Source organism: Pseudomonas paraeruginosa (genome assembly GCF_003025345.2).
GTDB lineage: Bacteria > Pseudomonadota > Gammaproteobacteria > Pseudomonadales > Pseudomonadaceae > Pseudomonas > Pseudomonas paraeruginosa.
In genome coordinates, this window is the sequence record NZ_CP020560.1 from 3,745,236 (window position 1) to 3,763,810 (window position 18,575).

Consider the following 18,575-nt stretch of genomic DNA (forward strand, 5'->3'; position numbering starts at 1 on the left):
CGTTGGTATCCCTTCATGTCGCCGCCGTCTGGCCGGACTCGCCCGCCGACATCGCCTCGCGACGGTGGAACAGCCGGTCCAGGGCCAGGTAGACCACCGGCGTGCTGAACAGGGTCAACACCTGGCTCACCAGCAGCCCGCCGACCACCGCGATGCCCAGCGGCTGGCGCAACTCGGAGCCGGTGCCGAAGCCGATCATCAGCGGGACGGCGCCGAGCAGCGCGGCCAGGGTGGTCATCATGATCGGCCGGAAACGGGTCAGGCAGGCCTGGTAGATCGCCCGCTCGGCGCTCAGGCCCTGCTCGCGCTGGGCGGCGATGGCGAAATCGACCATGAGGATGCCGTTCTTCTTGACGATGCCGATCAGCAGCACGATGCCGATCAGCGCCATGATCGAGAAGTCCTGGCCCCAGGCCCAGAGCAGGAACACCGCGCCGATCCCCGCCGAGGGCAGGGTCGAGAGGATCGTCAGCGGATGCACGAAACTCTCGTAGAGCACGCCGAGGATGATGTACACCGCGATCAGCGCGGCGAGGATCAGCAACGGTTGCGAGGCCAGCGAACTCTGGAAGGCCTGCGCCGCGCCCTGGAACACACCGATGATGGTCGAGGGCATGCCGATCTCCTCCTGCGCCCGCTGCACCGCCTGTACCGCCTCGCCGAGCGAGACCCCGGCGGCCAGGTTGAACGACAGGTTGACCGCCGGGAACATGCCGTTGTGGTTGATCTGCAACGGCCCGGAGCGCGGCGGCGCGACCGTGGCGATGGCCGACAGCGGGACCATCTCTCCGCTCAGCGGCGAGCGCAGGTAGAACCAGTCCAGGCTTTCCGCGCGGCCGCGCTGGCGCGCATCGAGCTCGAGGACCACCTTGTACTGGTTGACCTCGGTCTGGTACTCGCCGACCTGGCGCTGGCCGAAGGCGTCGTAGAGAGTCTGGCTGACGTCCTCGGCGCTGAGGCCGAAGCGCGCCGCCGCCACCCGGTCGATGTCCAGCGCGGTGACGCTGGCGCCGACCTGCAGGTCGTTGGACACATCCATCAGTCCCGGCACCTGCTTCAGGCGCTCGGTGAGGCGCTGCGCCCAGAGCGCCAGCTGGGTGCTGTCGCTGCTGCGCAGGGCGTACTGGTACTGGGTCCGCGAGGGGCCGGAACTGAGGTTGATGTCCTGCGCCGCGCGCAGGTAGAGCATGATCCCCGGCACCTTGGCCAGCTGTGGGCGCAACCGGTCGATGAACTCGCCGACCGAGACGTCGCGCTCGCCGCGGTCCTTGAGGACGATCCAGAAGCGCCCGTTGGCCAGGCTCTGGCTGCCGCCGGTGACGCCCACCGCGTGGTTGTAGCTCTGTACCGCCGGGTCCCGGGCGATGATCCCAGCCAGTTGCCTGTGTTTGGCGATCATGTCGTCGTAGGAAATATCCTCGGCCGCCTGGGTGGTGCCGAACACGAACGCGGTGTCCTGCAACGGGAAGAAGCCCTTGGGAATCCCGACATAGCCGGCCACCGCCACCAGGACGGTGAAGGCGAAGCCGACCAGCATCAGCCGCTGGTGCCCGAGCGCCCAGCGCAGGCCACGGTCATAGCCAGCGGTCAGCCATTCGGCGAAGCCCTTTCTCGGCGCCTCGGCATGCCGCAGCGCCGGCATGAAGCGCGAGGCCAGCATCGGCGCCAGGGTCAGCGAAGCGACCACCGAGATCAGGATCGCCACCGTGACGCTGACCGCGAATTCGCGGAACAGCCGGCCGACGATCCCGCCCATGAACAGCAACGGGATGAACGCGGCGATCAGCGAGAAGCTGATGGAAATCACGGTAAAGCCGATCTCCGCCGCGCCCTTGAGCGCCGCCTCGACCTTCGAGGCGCCCGCCTCCAGGTGCCGGTGGATGTTCTCCACCACCACGATGGCGTCGTCGACGATGAAGCCGACGGCGATGATCAGTGCCACCAGGGTCAGGTTGTTGAGGGTGAAGCCGAGCACGTACATCGCCGCGAAGCTGGCGCTCAGGGACACCGCCAGCACCGTGGCGACGATCAGGGTGGCCGACAGCTGGCGGAGGAACAGGCCCATCACCAGCACCACCAGGCCGATGGTCAGCAGCAGGGTCAGCTCGACCTCGTGCAGCGACGAACGGATGGTCCGGGTACGGTCGTTGAGCACGTCGACCTCGATGGTCGCCGGCAACATCTCGCGCAGGCGCGGCAGCGCGGCCTGGATCGCATCGGCGGTGTCGACGATGTTCGCCCCCGGCTGGCGCAGGATCACCAGTGCCACCCCCGGCTCGCCATTCGGCCAGGCCTGCACGTAGTCGTCCTCGGGGCGGAGACGATGCGCGCCACGTCCTTGAGGAACACCGGCGCGCCCTGGCGGTAGGCGACCACCAGGTCGTCGTAGTCGCTGGCGTTGAACAACTGGTCGTTGGCCGCCAAGGTCGATACCCGGCCCTCGCCGTAGAGCGCGCCCTTGGCCAGGTTGACGCTGGCCGACTGCAGCGACTGGCGCAGGTCGGCCAGGGTCAGCTGGTAGGCGGCGAGCTTTTCCGGCTGGGCCTGGATGCGGATCGCCGGGCGCTGCTGGCCGACCACGAAGATCTGCCCCACCCCGTTCACCTGGCTGAGCTGGCGGGCGAGGATGGTCTCGGCGTAATCGCTGAGCTCGATCAGCGGCATCATGTTCGAATTGACCCGCAGGATCATGATCGGGCTGTCGGCCGGGTTGACCTTGCGCCAGGTCGGCAGGTTCGGCATGTCCACCGGCAGCCGCCCGGCCGCGGCGTTGATCGCCGCCTGGACCTCCTGGGCGGCAACGTCGATGCTCTTGTCGAGGTTGAACTGCAGGGTCAGGGTGGTCGTGCCCAGGGCGCTGCTGGACGTCATCTCGGTGATTCCCGGGATCGCGCTGAACTGCACCTCCAGCGGGGTGGCCACCGACGAAGCCATGGTTTCCGGGCTGCCGCCGGGCAGCAGGGCATTGATCTGGATGGTCGGGAAGTCGGCCTCCGGCAACGGCGCCACTCCCAGCCGGAGGAACGCCAGCAGGCCCAGCAGCAAGGATGCCAGGGTCAGCAACACGGTGGCGATCGGATGGCGGACGCACCAGCCGGAAATCCCGGCGCGCGGCGTCACGGCCGTGCCCCCGTCGCCTGCGCCACGCTTGGACGCGGCGCCTGGACATCCACCAGGGCGCCGGGCATCAGCCGCGAGTGGCCGTCCACCACCACCTGGTCGCCCGCGGCCAGGCCTTCCACCACGCTGATGCCGTCGACATCGCGCAGCACCCGCACCGGAACCGCCTCAACCCGGTCGGCGGCCACCCGATACACGAAGTTGCCTTCCAGGCCGCGGCGCACCGCCTTGCTGGAAAGCACCAGCTGGTCCCGCTGCACGCCGGTATGCAGGCTCACCGCGACGAACTGGCCGGGCCAGAGCCGCGCCTGGCGATTGTCGAAAGTGGCGCGCACGCGGATGGTACCGGTGGAACTGTCGATCTGGTTGTCGATGGTCTGCAGGCGCCCCTCGCCCAGGGTGCTGCCGCCGTCGCGGCTGAAGGCCCGCACCGCCGCCTCGCTGCCAAGCAGCGCCTGGAGCTGCGGCAACTGCTCCTGTTGCAGGGAAAACACCACGGAGATCGGCGCGATCTGGGTCACACTGAACAGCCCGACGCTATCGCCGACCCGTACCAGGTTGCCGACGTCGACGTTACGGATGCCGACCTTGCCGCCCACTGGCGAGGTGATCCGGGTATAGGACAGGCGGACCCGCTCGGCGTTGATGGTGGCGTCGTTGGCCTTGAGCGTCGCGCGCAGCTGGGCGACCGTGGCCTGCTGCTGCTCGAACAGCTGGCGCGACACCGCGCGCTCGGCGTACAGGCTGCGGTAGCGCCGCAGGTCCTGCTCGGCCGACTTCAATTGCGCCTGGTTGCTCGCCTTGGCGGCCTGCGCCTGCTCCAGGGCGGCGACGATGGCGCGGTCGTCGATGGTCGCCAGCAACTCGCCCGCCTCGACCATCTGCCCTTCGCTCACCAGCAGGCGGGTCAGCTGGCCGTCGATCTGGGTGCGGATCACCACATTGTGCAACGAGGTCACCGTGCCGATGCCACTGACCCGCTGCTCGACGTCACGGCGTTCCACCGCCGCCACGCTCACCGGCACCTTGGCCGGTGCCGGCGCCGCGTTCGGCGCGCCGTCGCCGCGCAACAGCGCCCAGGCGCCGACCCCGACCAGACCGGCGGCCAGCACAGCCACCAGAATCCGCCCCCCACCACTGCGCAACGCCTGCATCTGCCATCCATCCCCAGGTATCCGGTCCCGCGCGGCCGGCTTCAGGCTTCTTTATAAGCAGCGCAGCGGGACCCCACCCTGACCCGCGCATGACAATCCTGTCAGTTTCGCCGCGTACCCCGCGCTGGCGGGCCGCACGGCGCTCTCGTAGACTTCCCCGACCATCTCCGGAGCCCGCTCGATGTCGCCACCCCCAGCCGCCCGCCGGCCCTGCTCCAGGGCATACGCCCCCTGGCTGCCGCCGCTGGCCGCGATCCTGCTCCTGGCGGTCGGCGCAGCCCTGGCGCAGTGGGACCTGGAGTCGATCCTGAGCCGGGCCGAGCAGCGCTACGGCGAGCTGGGCGCGGCGAAGTCGCGACTGAGCGACTGGGGCAGCCTGCTCGAACAGGGCGGTACGCTCGACGAGGCCGCCAAGCTGCGCGCGGTCAACGACTTCTTCAACCGGTCGCTACGCTTCACCGACGACATCGGGATCTGGCAACAGGAAGACTACTGGGCGACGCCCGTCGAGGCGCTGGTCAAGGGCGCCGCCGACTGCGAGGACTACGCCATCGCCAAGTACGTGACCCTGCGCCGTCTCGGCGTCGCCAGCGACAGGCTGCGCATCACCTACGTCAAGGCCCTGCGCCTGAACCAGGCGCACATGGTGCTGACCTGGTACGCCAGCCCGGCTGCCGACCCGCTGGTGCTGGACAACCTGATCGGCGAGATCCGCCCCGCCTCGCAACGCGACGACCTGCTCCCGGTGTACGCCTTCAACGCCGAGGGCCTGTGGCTGCCCGGCCCCGACGGCGGGCGTCGGACCGGCGACAGCAAGAAGCTGTCGCGCTGGCAGGACCTGCTGACCAAGATGCGCGCCGAGGGCCTGGACCTCGACGCACCCAAGGAGGACTGAATGTCACTGCTCAAGCAATTGTTCCTCGCCATCTGCCTGTTCCTCGTGGTCGCCTTCAGCGGCAGCTTCGTCAGCAGCGTGGAGAACTCCCGCGAGCAGTTGCGCGGCCAGTTGCGCTCCCACGCGCAGGACGCCGCCACCGCCCTCGGCCTGTCGCTGACGCCGCACGTGGACGACCCGGCGATGGTGCAACTGATGGTCAGCTCGATCTTCGACAGCGGTTACTTCGCCAGCATCCGGGTGATCGACATCCGGAGCGGCAAACCGCTGGTCGAGCGCGTGCAGGCACATGCCGAGCGCACGGTGCCAGGCTGGTTCGCGCGCCTGGTGGACATCCAGGCGCAAGGTGGCGACGCGCTGATCATGCGCGGCTGGGAACAGGCGGCGCGGGTCGAGGTGGTCAGCCACCCGCAGTTCGCCCTGGCGCGCCTGTGGGACAGCGCCCTGGGCAGTCTCTACTGGCTGCTGGCCTGTGGCGCGATCAGCCTGCTGCTCGGTGGCTGGCTGCTGCGTCGCCAGCTGCGCCCGCTCGACCAGATGGTGTTCCAGGCCCATGCGATCAGCCGGCGGGAGTTCCTCAGCCTGCCGAAGCTGCCACGCACGCCGGAACTGCGCCGGGTCGTACAGGCGATGAACCAGATGGTGGAGAAGCTCCGTGCGCTGTTCGCCGAAGAAGCCGCGCGCAGCGAGAAGCTGCGTGCCCAGGCCTACCAGGACAGCCTTACCGGCCTGCCCAACCGGCGCCTGTTCGACGCACGCCTCAACGAACAGCTCGGCACCGGCGAGCACGCGCATGCCGGCCAGTTGCTGGTGGTGCGCCTGAACGACCTGAACGGCCTCAACCAGCGGCTCGGCGGGCAACGCACCGACGGCCTGATCCAGGCGGTGGCCGGATCGCTGGCCGAGGCCTGTCGCCAGCATGGCCGCGCCGACTGGCTGCTGGCCCGCAGCCGCGGCGGGGAATTCGCCCTGCTCGCCCCCGGTTGCTCCCGCGAACAGGCCGAGCAACTGGCCGGCGAACTCTGCGCGGACCTGGAGAGCCTCGCCCGCACCGGTGCCAGCGACCGCTCGCCGGTCGCCCACCTCGGCATCAGCGCGTTCGCCGAAGGCGACTCGGCGGCGGACGTCCTGGCCCGCGCCGACCAGGCCCTGGCCCAGGCCGAAAGCCAGCCCGGCCAGCCCTGGGCAAGCCAGGACGGCAGTGCGCGCGCGGCGCTCAACGACAGCCAGGACTGGCACGACTGGATCGACCTGGCGCTGGCCGAACGCCGGCTGCTGCTCCACTTCCAGCCGGTGGTGGAATGCCTCGATACCCAGCGCATCCTCCATCACAAAGTCCTGGCGCGTTTGCTCGCCCCTCAAGGCGAAGCCATCGCCGCCGGACGCTTCCTGCCCTGGATCGAGCGCTTCGGCTGGGCGTCGCGGCTCGACCTGGCGATGCTCGGACAGAGCCTGGAACACTTGCAGCGGCATCCGCACCCGCTGGCGCTCAGCCTGTCGGCCAGCAGCGTGCGCAACGCCCAGGCGTTCGCCCCGCTGCTGGCGCTGCTCGAGGCGCACCCGCAACAGGCGCGCCTGCTGACCCTGGAACTGGACGAGCGGCACCTGCCGCCGGCGGCCGAGCTGGAACGCCTGAGCCAGGCCCTGCGCGAGGTCGGTTGCGGCCTTGGCCTGCAGCATTTCGGTGGGCGTTTCAGCCTGATCGGCAACCTCACCCACCTGGGGCTGGCCTATCTGAAACTGGACGGCTGCTATCTGCGTGCCGTCGATCGGGAAAGCGACAAGCGCCTGTTCATCGAGGCGGTATATCGCACCACCCACAGCATCGACCTGCCGCTGATCGCGGAGCAGGTGGAAACCCCCGGTGAACTCGAGGTGCTGCGGGAAATGGGCTTGCGTGGCGCCATGGGACGCCTGTTCGGTAGCCCGGCACCCTGGTCCGGGGATACCTGATAGCGAGTCCGGAGCGGGTCGGACTCGCTTCACGGCATCGACGCCAGGCGCCCCCTCTCCGACAGAGAACGCCCCGCCGCGGACCGATGCTCCACCGTCATGAAACCGCCAGTTGCTGTTCCACCAGCACCCCTCCGTACAGCGCTATCTGGGTCTTGGCGTTGAGCTCGATACGCAGGGCCACGGCGCGCTCGATGCCGATCTTCAGATGCGGGCCGAAGCGCGAGACGTCCAGGCCGGCACGGATCATCATCTTCTCCACGCCTACGGTGGTCACGGTCACCAGGGTCTGGATGTCGTTCTGCAGGCTGTAGCGGGCCAGCGCGCGCATCGCCTCCAGGGTACAGTCGGAAAAGCCCAACGAACCTTTCTGCCCGGAGTTGATGGCGAAGCGGCTCAGCTCCCAGATATGCGGCGAACATGGTGCTTCCTTGCCATGCAGCAGCTCCGGGAAGGTGTTCTTGAGCATGTAGGGGCCGGTGGTATCGAGAATTCGCCAGCAACCGAAAACCTGGGCTTCGGGAGTGTCTTCCTGGATCAACATGTAATAAGGACTTAGCGCGTCATAACCATCGATCTCCATCTCGTCGATGACACTAACGTCCCAACCCTTGCGCTCCTTGAACACTTGCGCACGCAACTTGTGCATCTCGCCCAGCAGTTTTTTATCGAACTCTTCACGCCGACCAATTTGTACGATCATCTTCACTTCCTCCAAATAGGAAGCTGAAGAATTTATGCAAATTTCATAAATTTATAACTAGCAAATGAGATAGATTTCGGTCGTCCCGGTCCCTTGCTAGGCTCGAAGAAACGTCCGAAAAGATCAGAGCAATGGCTTCACACGAGAGAACACAGCCCCAAAACATGGCCTTCCGGGCAAAGGCCACCCGCACCGCCCGACGGGAAAGCCAGGAAACTTTCTGGAGCCGCTTCGGGATAAGCCAATCCTGCGGCAGTCGTTTCGAGAATGGCGAGAACCTGCCCTTCCCTATATACCTGCTACTGCATTTCTATATAGAAGGGCAAATTACCGATCGCCAGCTCGCCGACTTGAGAGGCAAGATCAGAGAGTAATAAGACCCAAATTAACAGCCATAATGGCAGCCACACGGCGGGAGGTGAAACCAAACTTCCGCCGGATATTTCCCATATGGAAATTCACGTTGGCTTCCGAGCAGTTGCAGATGACCGATATCTCCCAACTGGTCTTGCCGATGGCGCACCACTGCAGGACTTCCTTCTCCCGGCTGGTCAATACCACCGGCTTGTTCACCGGATGTTCGAAGGCCAGTCCGGCGCCGCTTTGCAGTGCGTAGTCCTTGAGCATCCAAAGGGTCGGCAGCACCGACTCCATGAAGCGATTCGCCTCGACCCGGCTCTCCGCCTCCACGCTCAGACTCAGGGCGCCGAGTTCGCCGCGCGCACCGTGCAACGGCATGGTCAGCCCGTACACCAGGCCGGCGGCCGAGGCTTCCTCGAAGAACTCGTGCTGCTTGCGTGTCTGGTAGATGGAGGGTTCCCAGAAGATCGGCAGGACGCTCTGGGTACAATGGCTGACCGTCGGGTCGACCCGCGCATAGCCGGCCTTGTCGTAATGCTCGCGCCAGGCGGCCGGGTAGTTGCCGACGATGAAGGCGTTCTCGTAGTCCTGGCTGTCCTTCGGTAGCAGGCCGAACAGGATTTTCGAAAACCCCAGGTCGCTCGCCATCTTCTGCAGGATGGCGCTCCATTCCAATTTCCCACTTGAGCGTTCCAGCTCAAGAAAACCGTCAACCAAGGCCATAGCGCTACGTTCTTCTTAAACTATTAACAATCAGCCAAATATGGATTCGGCACCCGATATCCGGCACGTTGTGCGGCAGTCCGAGAGACCGGCTTCCTGCCGAGGCGCATGCGCCCGTGCCCGATGACCCCTGAAGATGTCCAGTCAGCCCACTCTATAGAGTTGGCGATGTGCCGGAAAGGCACATTTCAGTCCCACTTAACAATAGACCGCGCCGTTTGATGCACCTAGTACGATACCCGTCCTAGAGGCCAAGCAAACGTTTAAATGTGATCTGCATCACATTTTATGCGAACTGAATACCCGGTCACAGTCTCCCGACGGGTCCGCCTCCCACTCCCGGGTCCGGCCCCCATTTCCGAGCGCCCGGAGCGAGGCGAAGCGGCCGCCATCCGGCCCGTGCGACGCGCAGCCGGCGACAGGCCCACTTCTCCAGTTCGGCGACGCAGAACAGGCCAAGCCCGGCCAGCAGTACCCGCGCCCATTCGCCCGGCGCCAGGCCGACCGAACCGAACAGCGCCTGCAATGGCGGTGCATAGGTGTAGAGCAGCTGCAACACCAAGCAGGCGGCGATCGCCAGCAGGACCTGGCGGTTGCCGGAAAGGCCTTCGCGGCTGAGCACCGAGTCCCGGATATGCCGGCTGTTGAGCAGGTAGAACATCTCGCACGCCACCACGCTGTTCACCGCCATGGTCCGTGCGCGCTCCAGGCCGGTGCCATGCTCCAGCTCCCAGAGGAACAGACCCAGCGCTGCGGCCATCATCAGCAGCGAGACCAGCAGCACCCGCCAGACGAAGAACAGCGACAGCAGCGGCTCCGCCGGCGGACGCGGCGGCCGCTGCATGAGGCCGCGCTCGGCCGGTTCGAAGGCCAGCGCCAGGCCAAGGGTGCTGGAGGTGACCATGTTGATCCAGAGGATCTGCGCCGGGGTCATCGGCAGGGTCAGCTGGAACAGCACCGCGGCGATCACGATCAGCGCCTCGCCGCCGTTGGTCGGCAACATGAAGAGGATGAACTTCTTCAGGTTGTCGTAGACCGCCCTGCCCTCGCGCACGGCGTTGGCGATGGTGGCGAAGTTGTCGTCGGCGAGAACCACCTCGGCCGCCTCCTTGGCCGCCTCGGTGCCCTTGTTGCCCATCGCCACGCCGACATCGGCGCGCTTCAGCGCCGGCGCGTCGTTGACCCCGTCGCCGGTCATCGCCACCACCTCGCCGCTGGCCTGCAGCGCCTGCACCAGGCGCAGCTTGTGCTCGGGGCTGGCGCGGGCGAACACATCGACGCCCGGCAGCACTTCGCGCAGGCGCCGGTCATCGAGCAGTTCGATCTCCGCGCCGGTCAGCGCCGGCCGGTCGATGCCGATCCCGAGCATGGCGCCGATCGCCCGCGCGGTGTCGACATGGTCGCCGGTGATCATCTTCACCGCGATACCCGCCGCCTGGCATTCGGCGACCGCGGCCACGGCTTCCTCGCGCGGCGGGTCGATGATGCCCACCAGCGCCAGCAGGGTGAAACCGTGTTCCACGTCGGCGAAATCCAGCGTGCGCTGTTCCGCCGGCATCGCCCGGCGGGCGATGGCCAGCAGGCGCAGGCCGCGGGCGGCGGTGTCGGTGGCCAGGCGCCGCCAGTAGTCGGGATCCACGGGCCGCACCGAATCGCCGATGCGCTCCGCCTCGCACATCTCGAGAATGCGCTCCGGCGCGCCCTTCAGGTAGACCATCGCCTGCCCCGCGTGATCGTGGTGCAGGGTGGCCATGAAGCGGTGCTCGGACTCGAAGGGAATCGCGTCGCTGCGCGGCCGCTCCGCAGCCAGCGCCTGCGCATCGAGACCGAGCTTGAGACCGAGGCTGAGCAGCGCGCCTTCGGTCGGATCGCCCTCGAGCCGCCAGCAGTCCTCCTCCTGGTGCAGCCGCGCCTCGTTGCACAGCAGCGCCGCGCGGCCGATTTCCAGCAGGTCGTCGCGACCTTCCGGAGCAAGGCTCTCGCCATTATGGAAGAAGCCGCCGAGCGGCGCGTAGCCGGCGCCGCTGACCTCGATCACCTGGCCGGCGGTGACGATCCGCTGCACGGTCATCTCGTTGCGCGTCAGGGTGCCGGTCTTGTCCGAGCAGATCACCGTCACCGCGCCCAGCGTCTCCACCGCCGGCAGGCGGCTGACGATGGCGTTGCGGCGCGCCATGCGCTGCACGCCGAGGGCGAGGATCACCGTCATGATCGCCGGCAGGCCCTCGGGAATCGCCGAGGCGGTCAACGCCACCACCAGCATGAACATGTCCACCGCCGGCTGGCCCTGCCAGAGGGTGCCGAGGACGAAGGTCGCGCCGGCCAGCAGCAGGATCGCCAGGGCCAGCCAGCGGCTGAAGCGGGCGATCTGCCGCAGCAAGGGCGTGGCCAGGCTGCGCACCTCGCGCAGCAGCGTGCCGATCCGGCCCAGCTCGGTATTCGCGGCGGTGCCCACCACCACCCCGCGCGCCTGGCCGCTGGTCACCAGCGTGCCGGAATAGGCCATGCAGCGGCGATCGCCGAGCAACGCGTCGATCGCCACCGCGGCGATGCCCTTCTCCACCGGCAGCGATTCGCCGGTCAATGCCGATTCGTCGACATGCAGGTTCTTCACCTCGAACAGGCGCAGGTCGGCCGGCACCCGGTCGCCGGAAGCCAGCAGGACCACATCGCCCGGCACCAGGCACTCGGCGTCCAGCGCCTGGCGCTGGCCGTCGCGCAGGACCATGGCGTGCAGCGACAGCATGCCGCGGATCGCATCCAGCGCGTTGGCCGCCTTGCCTTCCTGGACGAAGCCGATCAGCGCGTTGACCACCACCGCCAGGAGGATCACCGCACTGTCCACCCAGAAACCGAGCAGCGCGGTGACCAGCGAGGCGAACAGCATCATGTACAGGAGAACGTTGTGGAACTGCCGTAGCAGGCGCAGCAGCGGTCCCTGGCGTTTCGGCGCGGGCAACCGGTTGTGGCCGTGCGCCGCCAGGCGCCGGGCGGCTTCGCCGGCGTCGAGGCCGGCAGCGCTGCTGTGGAATCTTTCCAGCACCTGTTGCGGCGGGCTGGCATGGGCGTCGCGGGAAGACAGGTAGGGGAAGTCGTTCATGGGATTCCTGCGCCTCGTTCCGATGAGCAGGACTATCGGGCAGGCCTCCCAGGCAACGCTTGACCTGTCTCAAGCGGATGCTTGCAGTTGAAACTATCGGGCCGGGAAAAGTTTTCCGGATGTTGCGCCGCGCCTCGCCCGGCAGAACGAGGCGCGGCACCGTCACAGGCTCATGTGCAGCAGCGGGAAGGGCCGTCCCGCCGAGTCGGTCGACGAACGGCCGGTCTGGCGGAACCCATAGTGGCGGTAGAACCCGCAGGCCCGCGGGTTCTGTTCGTTGACATCGACGCTCAGGCGCGGATGCAGGCTCCGCGCATGGTCGAGCAGGCGTCGGCCGATACCCCGGCCGCGTTGCCCCGGCTCGACGAAGAGCATCTCGACGTGCGTCTGGTTCAGGCCGATGAAGCCCTGGGCCATGCCTTCGTCATCGACCAGCACCCAGACCTCGACAGCCGGCAGGTAAAGATCACGGACCTGCGGGTAGAGCTCGACGATGTCCGCTTCACTGAGAAAGTCGTGGGTCGCGCGGACGGAACGCTCCCACAGGTCGACCAATGCCGTGTTGTCGGCGGCGACTCGCTTGCGAATGTGCATGCCGGACTCCTTGAAAGTTTCCAGGAGGAACGGAACGGCGCCGACGGCCGCTCGACCGGGCGCCGCGCTGAGGTTCGGCGCCTGGATGCCCGTGGCGCGAATCAACGCATGGACGGTGCACAGCGGCGGCGGCGAGAAAGGAAGGGAGCGCCATCCTAAAGAAAAAAGACAGCGCGGGGAACGGTCCGGGCTCAGAAGCGATAGGTCCCGCGCAGGGAGACGAACTGGCTATCGTCGGCGCCGGCGCTGCGCAATGCGCCGCCGACCTTGTAGTACTTGTAGTCGAGGTCGACGGTCAGGTTCCGCGAGGCGAACCATTTCAGGTTCGCCCGGAGGATATTGCCGACCTCGCGTCCAGCGCTCTGTTGCGCGCTCGCCGCGACGCCCATGCCCGGATAGTAGATGGCGTCGCCGGCCTGCTGCTTCCAGACCTTGAACAGACCGGGCTCGATACGTACCTGCGACCAGGGCGAGAAGCCCAGCACCGGACCGACGACAATCACGTTGGAGAGAGTGATCAGCGCCGCTTCGCCGTAGACGCCGTTACGCGGGAACAACGGGTCGAAGGTCTGTACCCGTCCGTCGCCGGCCTTGCGGTCGCCGCTGGCGGCGTCGATGCGCAGGCCCAGGCGCGGCTTCCAGGGCGCGGCAAAGCTATAGCCGCTATCGCTGGAAAGCGCCCAGGCACGGATGTCGGCACCGGCCAGCCGGCCGAACTGACCGGCCAGGTCCCAGCTCCAGTCCAGCGCGCCCTGCTTGCCGAACAACCGGCTACCCAGGGTATAGCGCTTCTCCGCGCCGCTCAGCCCGGCCAGGCTCCGTTGACGGGTATCCAGGCCGAAGGCGTACAGATCGACATGCCAGGCCCGCCATAGCGCCAGGCTGGCGTAGAGGCCGTAGAACTTCACCTGATTGCTGGAACCATCGTCGAAGGCATCGCGACCGAGCCGGACCGGGCGCATGGCGAAGGCATCGAGGCGGGTGTCCGCCGACCAGCTCGCGCTCAGGCGCACGCCATCGAAGGCCTGGCGAACGTTGGGCACGTCGCGGTAGGTCACCAGCACCTGGGCGCCGTAGGCCATCTCCTGGCGGCCCACGCGCGTCGTCAGATCGGCCCCGGCGACCTCGAAGCGCGCATCGACGAACGCCTGCTGGACGTCCGTGCGGCTCTCGTCCGGCGGCGCCAGCGTGTCCTTGCCCCAGGCCCGGGTGTTCTGCACCTGGGTGAACAGGCGCAGCCGGCCGTCCAGCAGGTGCAGGTCGGCGTGCGCCTGCAGGCGCTGCATCAGATAGGAATCGTCGGCGTCGCCACGCATGCCGAAGTACGGTTCCCCGACGGCGTCCGCGCGATAGCGCAACTCGCCGCCAAGCTGCAACCAGGCTGATTCGGAGAGACGTCGATAGCGCAATTCATCGAACGGATCGTTGCGCTGGCGCGGGTCGTCGAGAAAACGGTAGTCCTCCAGCCAGCGTGGCAGGCCGGGGCGCAGTGGTCGTTGCTGTTCCAGCCCATCGGCCGCGACGACGTCGACCAGCGGCGCCAGCAGGCCGACCAGGACGCCGCCGAACAGGCCGCGCAACGAGAGTGGGATCGGATATCCGGTCATCGTCGGGTCTCTTGTGGTTTTCCCCGCGCGCGGCCATCCCACCGCTCGCTGCACGGAACGGCGGGAGACAGGCGCTACGGATGAAGGCGAAGGGAACGGCGGCCCCGGCGCGCGGCGGGGCCCTGCCGCGCTACTGGATGCAGTGGCTGTACAGGCAGGTCATCTGCCCGTATTTGTAGCGGATCGGCGCCGGCACCACGCCATTGTCCCTGGCGTAGTCATTCCAGTCAGCGGCAAGCTCGGCGACCTTGCCCGGCTCGCTCGCGGAGAGATCGCGGTTGAAGGCCGGATCGCGCACCAGGTCATACAGCTCCCAGCGGCCGCTGCCATAAGGCGGCTTCTGCATCTGCGCGGCCCATTGGCCCTTGTACAGGGCCCGGCGACCGTTGAACTCCCAGCCCAGCACCCGCGCCGGCTGCTCCCGGCCCCGCAGGGCCGGGAGCATGGAGCGTCCCTGCAGCGGCAACAGCGCCTCTCCCCGGTACCGTGCGGGATAGTTCGCCCCGGCCAGGGCGAGGATGGTCGGCACGAAGTCCTTCACGTGCAGGACCTCGCCACTGATCGCCCCCTTCGGGGTCGCCGCGGGATAGCGCACGATCGCCGGTACCTGGATCCCGCCTTTCGCGGTGAAGCTCTTGAAGTACGGGAACGGCGTGGCGCCGACCTGCGCCCAGCCCGGTCCGAGGGTCACGTACGAGCCCTTGCGGCCCATGTTCCGCGGGCTGTTGTCGAAGGTCGCATCGACCCATTCGCGGATGCCGTTGCGGTCTGCGGTAGTGCCCAGCGATTCTGGGCTGGCCGACTCCGGGCCGTTGTCGGACATGAACAGGACGAAGGTATTGTCCAGCTCGCCGCGCTTGCGCAGGTGCTCGAGCACGCGCCCGATGTTGTGGTCCATGTTGTCGACCATCGCCGCATAGATCTGCATGATCCGCGTCTGTTCCTGGCGCTGTGCCTCGGTCAACTGCTCCCAGGTCGGCAGCTTGTCCGCCAGCGGATCGTTGGGCCGGGTCCCGGCCGGCAGTATCCCCAGTTCGATCATCCGCGCCAGGCGCTTGCGGCGCAGCGCTTCGTAGCCGTCCGCGTAGTTGCCGCGATACCTGTCCAGGTACTCGTCCGGCGCCTGCAGCGGCCAGTGTGGCGCGGTGAACGCCAGGTAGGCGAAGAACGGCTTGCCCGGCTGGCGGTCGCGCTCCAGGTAGCCGAGCAGGCGGTCGGTGTAGAAGTCGCTGGAGTAGAAATCGTCGGGGATCGAGACGTCCTTGCCGTCCTCCAGGTAGCGCGCCTTGTAGTTGCCGGGGAACATCTGGGTCTTGTCCATGTGGCTGGCGCCCCCAGGCATCAGGGTATAGGAGCGCTCGAAGCCACGCGCCGCGGCGTTGCTCTGCGGGGTCGCGCCGAGGTGCCACTTGCCGCTCATGAAGGTGTTGTAGCCGACGTCGCGGAGCAGCTCGGCGAGCGTCGCCACGCGGCGATTCAGCTGCCCTTCGTAGCCCGGCTTGCCCTTCTGTTCCGGTTGCAGGTATTCGGCCATGGTGCCGAGACCGGCCTGGTGATTGTCGACCCCGGTGAGCAGCATCGAACGGCTCACCGAGCAGGTCGGACCGGCATAGAAGTTGGTCAGGCGCACGCCCTCGTCGGCCAGCCCCTGCAGGCTGGGCGTGGAGATTTCCCCGCCGAAGGGCGAGGTATCGGAGAAGCCGAGGTCGTCGGCGACGATCAGCAGGACGTTCGGACGCGACGGTGCCGCAGCCTGGCTCTGGGCCACGCAGCACAGCAAGGGGAACAACAGGCCCAGGGCCTTGCGGGAAATTGCGCTCATGAAGCTACCTTCTTCTTGGACTTGTACGGTGGCTGCCGACCCTCCGCCGGGCGGAAGCGGCAAGCGCAAACTAGACCGCGCCGCGGCCGCGCAACAATAAGCGCAGCGGCAAACTGAGCGTTCGCGGAACTCGAACAATCTCTTCCGGGCGCGTGCCAGAGCGCTCGCCGTCAGGGCGCCGGCAGTGTGCGCGAGACCGGGGATGGACGCTTCCGGGGAAGCTGGGTAGGGTCCGCGCAGAACGACTTCGGAAGCCCATGCGCATGCCCTTCGTGCCCGACCGGCGAGACGCCCGCCCACCCCTTCCCCGCCGCCGCGCCAGCTACTGCGCGGGCCTGCTCTGGAGCGCGGCGCTGGCATGGACCCCGGCGATCGCGGCCGGCGCGACCGCCGGCCTGGTCGACGAAGGCACCTGCCAGGCCTGCCACGCCCGGCAGGGCGAACAGTGGCGCGGCTCGCACCACCAGTTGGCGATGCAGCCGGCCAGCCCCGGGAGCGTCCTCGGCGACTTCTCCGACGTGCGTTTCAGCCACGCCGGGGAAACCACCCGCTTCTACCGCAAGGGTGACGCGTACTGGGTGAATACGCCCGGCGCCGACGGCAGCAACGCCGACTTCCAGGTGCGCTACACCTTCGGCGTGGAGCCGCTCCAGCAATATCTGCTGGACACCGGCGGCGGACAACTGCAAGCCCTGGGCGTGGCCTGGGATACCCGACGCAAGGCCTGGTTCCACCTGTACCCGGACGAACGCGTGGATGCCCGCCATCCGCTGCACTGGAGCAAGCCACAGCAGAACGCCAACTTCATGTGCATGGAGTGCCACAACACCGGTTTCGAACGCAATCACGACGCCGCCAGCGGCCGCTTCGACAGCCAGTGGCTGGCTACCGGCGTCGGTTGTCAGAGTTGCCACGGTCCGGCCGCCGCGCACCTGGCCTGGACCCGCCAGCCCGATCGGAGGCAGGCGCACGCCGGCTTCGCCGGGAGCCTGGCGGCCACCGCCAACCGCGCCCAGGTGGAAAGCTGTGCGCGCTGCCATTCGCGGCGCTCGCCGCTAGGCGACGGCTTCGATGCGACGGCGCGCCTGCTCGACGACTACCTGCCCAGCCCCCTCGGCCCGGTGCTCTACGAGCTGGATGGAAAGATCAGGGACGAAGTCTTCGAGTACGGCTCCTTCGTCCAGAGCCGGATGTACGCGAAAGGCGTGGCCTGCAGCGACTGCCACGATCCGCACAGCGCACGCCCGAAAGCCGAGGGCAACGGTGTCTGCCTGCAATGTCACAACCCCTCCGGTCGCGCCGTTCGCCGTGGCATCGACGCTGGCGGCCTGGCCGCCGGCGACTACACCTCGCGCGAACACCTCCGCCACCGCCCCGAAGGCCCGGCCGGGCAGTGCGTCGCCTGCCACATGCCGGGGAAGTACTACATGGTCAACGACCTGCGTCACGACCATTCCTTCAGCGTGCCGAACCCGGCCCGGGCCCTGGCGCTGGGTCTCTCGGACGCCTGCCTCGGCTGCCATGCGCAGATGCCCGGGGCAACCCTGGTGGCAAGCTTCCGCGACTGGTATCCGCGCGCACTCCCACGCGATGGCGGCTATGCGCAGGACCTGGCACTGGTGCGCAACGGCCACCCCGGCGCCGCCGCGGCCCTGCTGCGGCAACTGCGCCGCACCGACCTGCCGGCGATCCGCCGCGCCACGCTCCTCGGCGAGGTTCCCGGCTATCCCGGGCAAGCCCTGCTGCAGCAGGCGCTCGCCGACCTGGGCGACGACGATCCGCAGGTTCGCGAGGCGGCCATCGGTGCCGTCGCCGCCCTGCTTTCGCCAGCGGAACGAGTCGCGCGGATCGCTCCGTCGCTGAGCGACCCGCTGCGCGCGGTGCGCCTGTCGGCCGCCTACGCGCTGCTCCCCGCCATCGCCGAACTCGGCACGCACGCCGCGGCCTGGCGCCGAGCCATCGACGAATACGAACAGGCCCAGCTGGTCCAGCGCGAACGCGCCGAGGCCAATCTCAACCTGGCCAGCCTGTACCAGGCCGACGGCCGGCCAGGCCTGGTCGAGGCGCGCCTGCGGGAGGCCCTGCGCCGCGATGCGGATTTCGCTCCGGCGCGGGTCGCCCTCGGCCAGTGGCTGGAGAACGCCGGCCGCGACAGCGAAGCCATCGAGCTGTTGCAGGACGGCATCCGCCGCCAGCCACGCTCAGGCCTGCTGCGCTACGCCAAGGGACTGGCGCTGATCCGCCAGGGCAAGCGCGAAGCCGCACGCCAGGCGCTCGCCGAAGCGCTCGCGGCGGAACCGGACAACCCGCGCCATGCCTATGTCCTCGCCGTCGCCTGGCACGAGGCCGGACAACCAGGCAAAGCCATCGAGGTCCTGCGCGCCCTGCTCGCGCGGCGGCCGGCCGAACGCCCGGCGCGCCTGGCTCTGGCCGGCTACCTGCGGCAAGCCGGTGATATCGCCGGGGCCGAAACGGCGCTGGCCGAACTGCGGGCGATCAACCCCGACGATCCGCTGTTCCGCTAGGCGCCATGCGAAAAGGCTA

General features: G+C 67.9%; 10 protein-coding genes and 2 pseudogenes. 4 read left to right on the forward strand and 8 right to left on the reverse strand.

All coding sequences use genetic code 11. The annotated features are described in order from the left end of the window. Positions 1-13: 13 nt before the first annotated feature. Both mexN and B7D75_RS17720 read right to left on the reverse strand, forming a co-directional pair. Positions 14-3,120, reverse strand: a pseudogene (gene mexN, locus B7D75_RS17715) (multidrug efflux RND transporter permease subunit MexN). Beyond that, positions 3,117-4,274, reverse strand: a complete 1,158-nt coding sequence (locus B7D75_RS17720) for an efflux RND transporter periplasmic adaptor subunit (RefSeq protein ID WP_033999378.1) — start codon at positions 4,272-4,274, stop codon at positions 3,117-3,119. Before B7D75_RS17720 ends, mexN begins: the two are co-directional and overlap by 4 nt. 181 nt (positions 4,275-4,455) lie before the next feature. Here B7D75_RS17720 and lapG point away from each other — a divergent pair, with 181 nt between their 5' ends. Further along, positions 4,456-5,169: a cysteine protease LapG gene (gene lapG, locus B7D75_RS17725; protein WP_012076420.1), complete on the forward strand. Its 714-nt coding sequence runs from the start codon at positions 4,456-4,458 to the stop codon at positions 5,167-5,169. Further along, positions 5,170-7,122: a cyclic di-GMP receptor LapD gene (gene lapD / locus B7D75_RS17730; protein ID WP_034082882.1), complete on the forward strand. Its 1,953-nt coding sequence runs from the start codon at positions 5,170-5,172 to the stop codon at positions 7,120-7,122. It begins immediately after the preceding gene. Between the two features lie 97 nt (positions 7,123-7,219). On the opposite strand, the gene lasI is transcribed toward lapD, so the two are convergent. Beyond that, a complete protein-coding gene (lasI, locus tag B7D75_RS17735) occupies positions 7,220-7,825 on the reverse strand; it encodes an acyl-homoserine-lactone synthase LasI (protein ID WP_003151020.1) in 606 nt (201 codons plus the stop codon). Positions 7,826-7,956: 131 nt separating this feature from the next. Between lasI and rsaL the strand changes: the two genes are divergently transcribed. Next, positions 7,957-8,199: a quorum-sensing transcriptional regulator RsaL gene (rsaL, locus tag B7D75_RS29805; protein WP_003083010.1), complete on the forward strand. Its 243-nt coding sequence runs from the start codon at positions 7,957-7,959 to the stop codon at positions 8,197-8,199. Here rsaL and lasR read toward each other — a convergent pair. From lasR to B7D75_RS17765, 5 genes and pseudogenes are all read right to left on the reverse strand, one after another. Beyond that, positions 8,189-8,908 carry a transcriptional regulator LasR gene (gene lasR, locus B7D75_RS17745; protein ID WP_107114269.1) on the reverse strand — a complete coding sequence of 240 codons (720 nt, stop codon included), beginning with the start codon at positions 8,906-8,908 and terminating at the stop codon, positions 8,189-8,191. The genes rsaL and lasR overlap by 11 nt on opposite strands. A gap of 394 nt (positions 8,909-9,302) precedes the next feature. Further along, positions 9,303-12,008 (reverse strand): annotated as a pseudogene (locus B7D75_RS17750) (cation-transporting P-type ATPase); the annotation flags it as partial. Positions 12,009-12,170: 162 nt separating this feature from the next. After that, positions 12,171-12,602, reverse strand: coding sequence for an acetyltransferase (locus B7D75_RS17755; RefSeq protein WP_043098678.1), 432 nt, complete (start codon positions 12,600-12,602; stop codon positions 12,171-12,173). Between the two features lie 191 nt (positions 12,603-12,793). Continuing rightward, positions 12,794-14,209: an alginate export family protein gene (locus B7D75_RS17760; protein ID WP_003157885.1), complete on the reverse strand. Its 1,416-nt coding sequence runs from the start codon at positions 14,207-14,209 to the stop codon at positions 12,794-12,796. A gap of 130 nt (positions 14,210-14,339) precedes the next feature. Then, complete coding sequence (locus tag B7D75_RS17765) at positions 14,340-16,031, reverse strand: arylsulfatase (RefSeq protein ID WP_053814185.1); 1,692 nt, start codon at positions 16,029-16,031, stop codon at positions 14,340-14,342. A gap of 257 nt (positions 16,032-16,288) precedes the next feature. Between B7D75_RS17765 and B7D75_RS17770 the strand changes: the two genes are divergently transcribed. Further along, a complete protein-coding gene (locus B7D75_RS17770; protein ID WP_079741143.1) occupies positions 16,289-18,556 on the forward strand; it encodes a tetratricopeptide repeat protein in 2,268 nt (755 codons plus the stop codon). The last annotated feature ends 19 nt before the right edge of the window (positions 18,557-18,575 follow it).

Bases quoted from the DNA above. Each gene is read 5' to 3' on its own strand.
- B7D75_RS17760 (WP_003157885.1), bottom strand. From the start codon at position 14,209: ATGACCGGATATCCGATCCCACTCTCGTTGCGCGGCCTGTTCGGCGGC.
- B7D75_RS17770 (WP_079741143.1), top strand. From the start codon at position 16,289: ATGCGCATGCCCTTCGTGCCCGACCGGCGAGACGCCCGCCCACCCCTT.
- B7D75_RS17765 (WP_053814185.1), bottom strand. From the start codon at position 16,031: ATGAGCGCAATTTCCCGCAAGGCCCTGGGCCTGTTGTTCCCCTTGCTG.
- B7D75_RS17755 (WP_043098678.1), bottom strand. From the start codon at position 12,602: ATGCACATTCGCAAGCGAGTCGCCGCCGACAACACGGCATTGGTCGAC.
- lasI (WP_003151020.1), bottom strand. From the start codon at position 7,825: ATGATCGTACAAATTGGTCGGCGTGAAGAGTTCGATAAAAAACTGCTG.
- lapD (WP_034082882.1), top strand. From the start codon at position 5,170: ATGTCACTGCTCAAGCAATTGTTCCTCGCCATCTGCCTGTTCCTCGTG.
- B7D75_RS17720 (WP_033999378.1), bottom strand. From the start codon at position 4,274: ATGCAGGCGTTGCGCAGTGGTGGGGGGCGGATTCTGGTGGCTGTGCTG.
- lasR (WP_107114269.1), bottom strand. From the start codon at position 8,908: ATGGCCTTGGTTGACGGTTTTCTTGAGCTGGAACGCTCAAGTGGGAAA.
- lapG (WP_012076420.1), top strand. From the start codon at position 4,456: ATGTCGCCACCCCCAGCCGCCCGCCGGCCCTGCTCCAGGGCATACGCC.
- rsaL (WP_003083010.1), top strand. From the start codon at position 7,957: ATGGCTTCACACGAGAGAACACAGCCCCAAAACATGGCCTTCCGGGCA.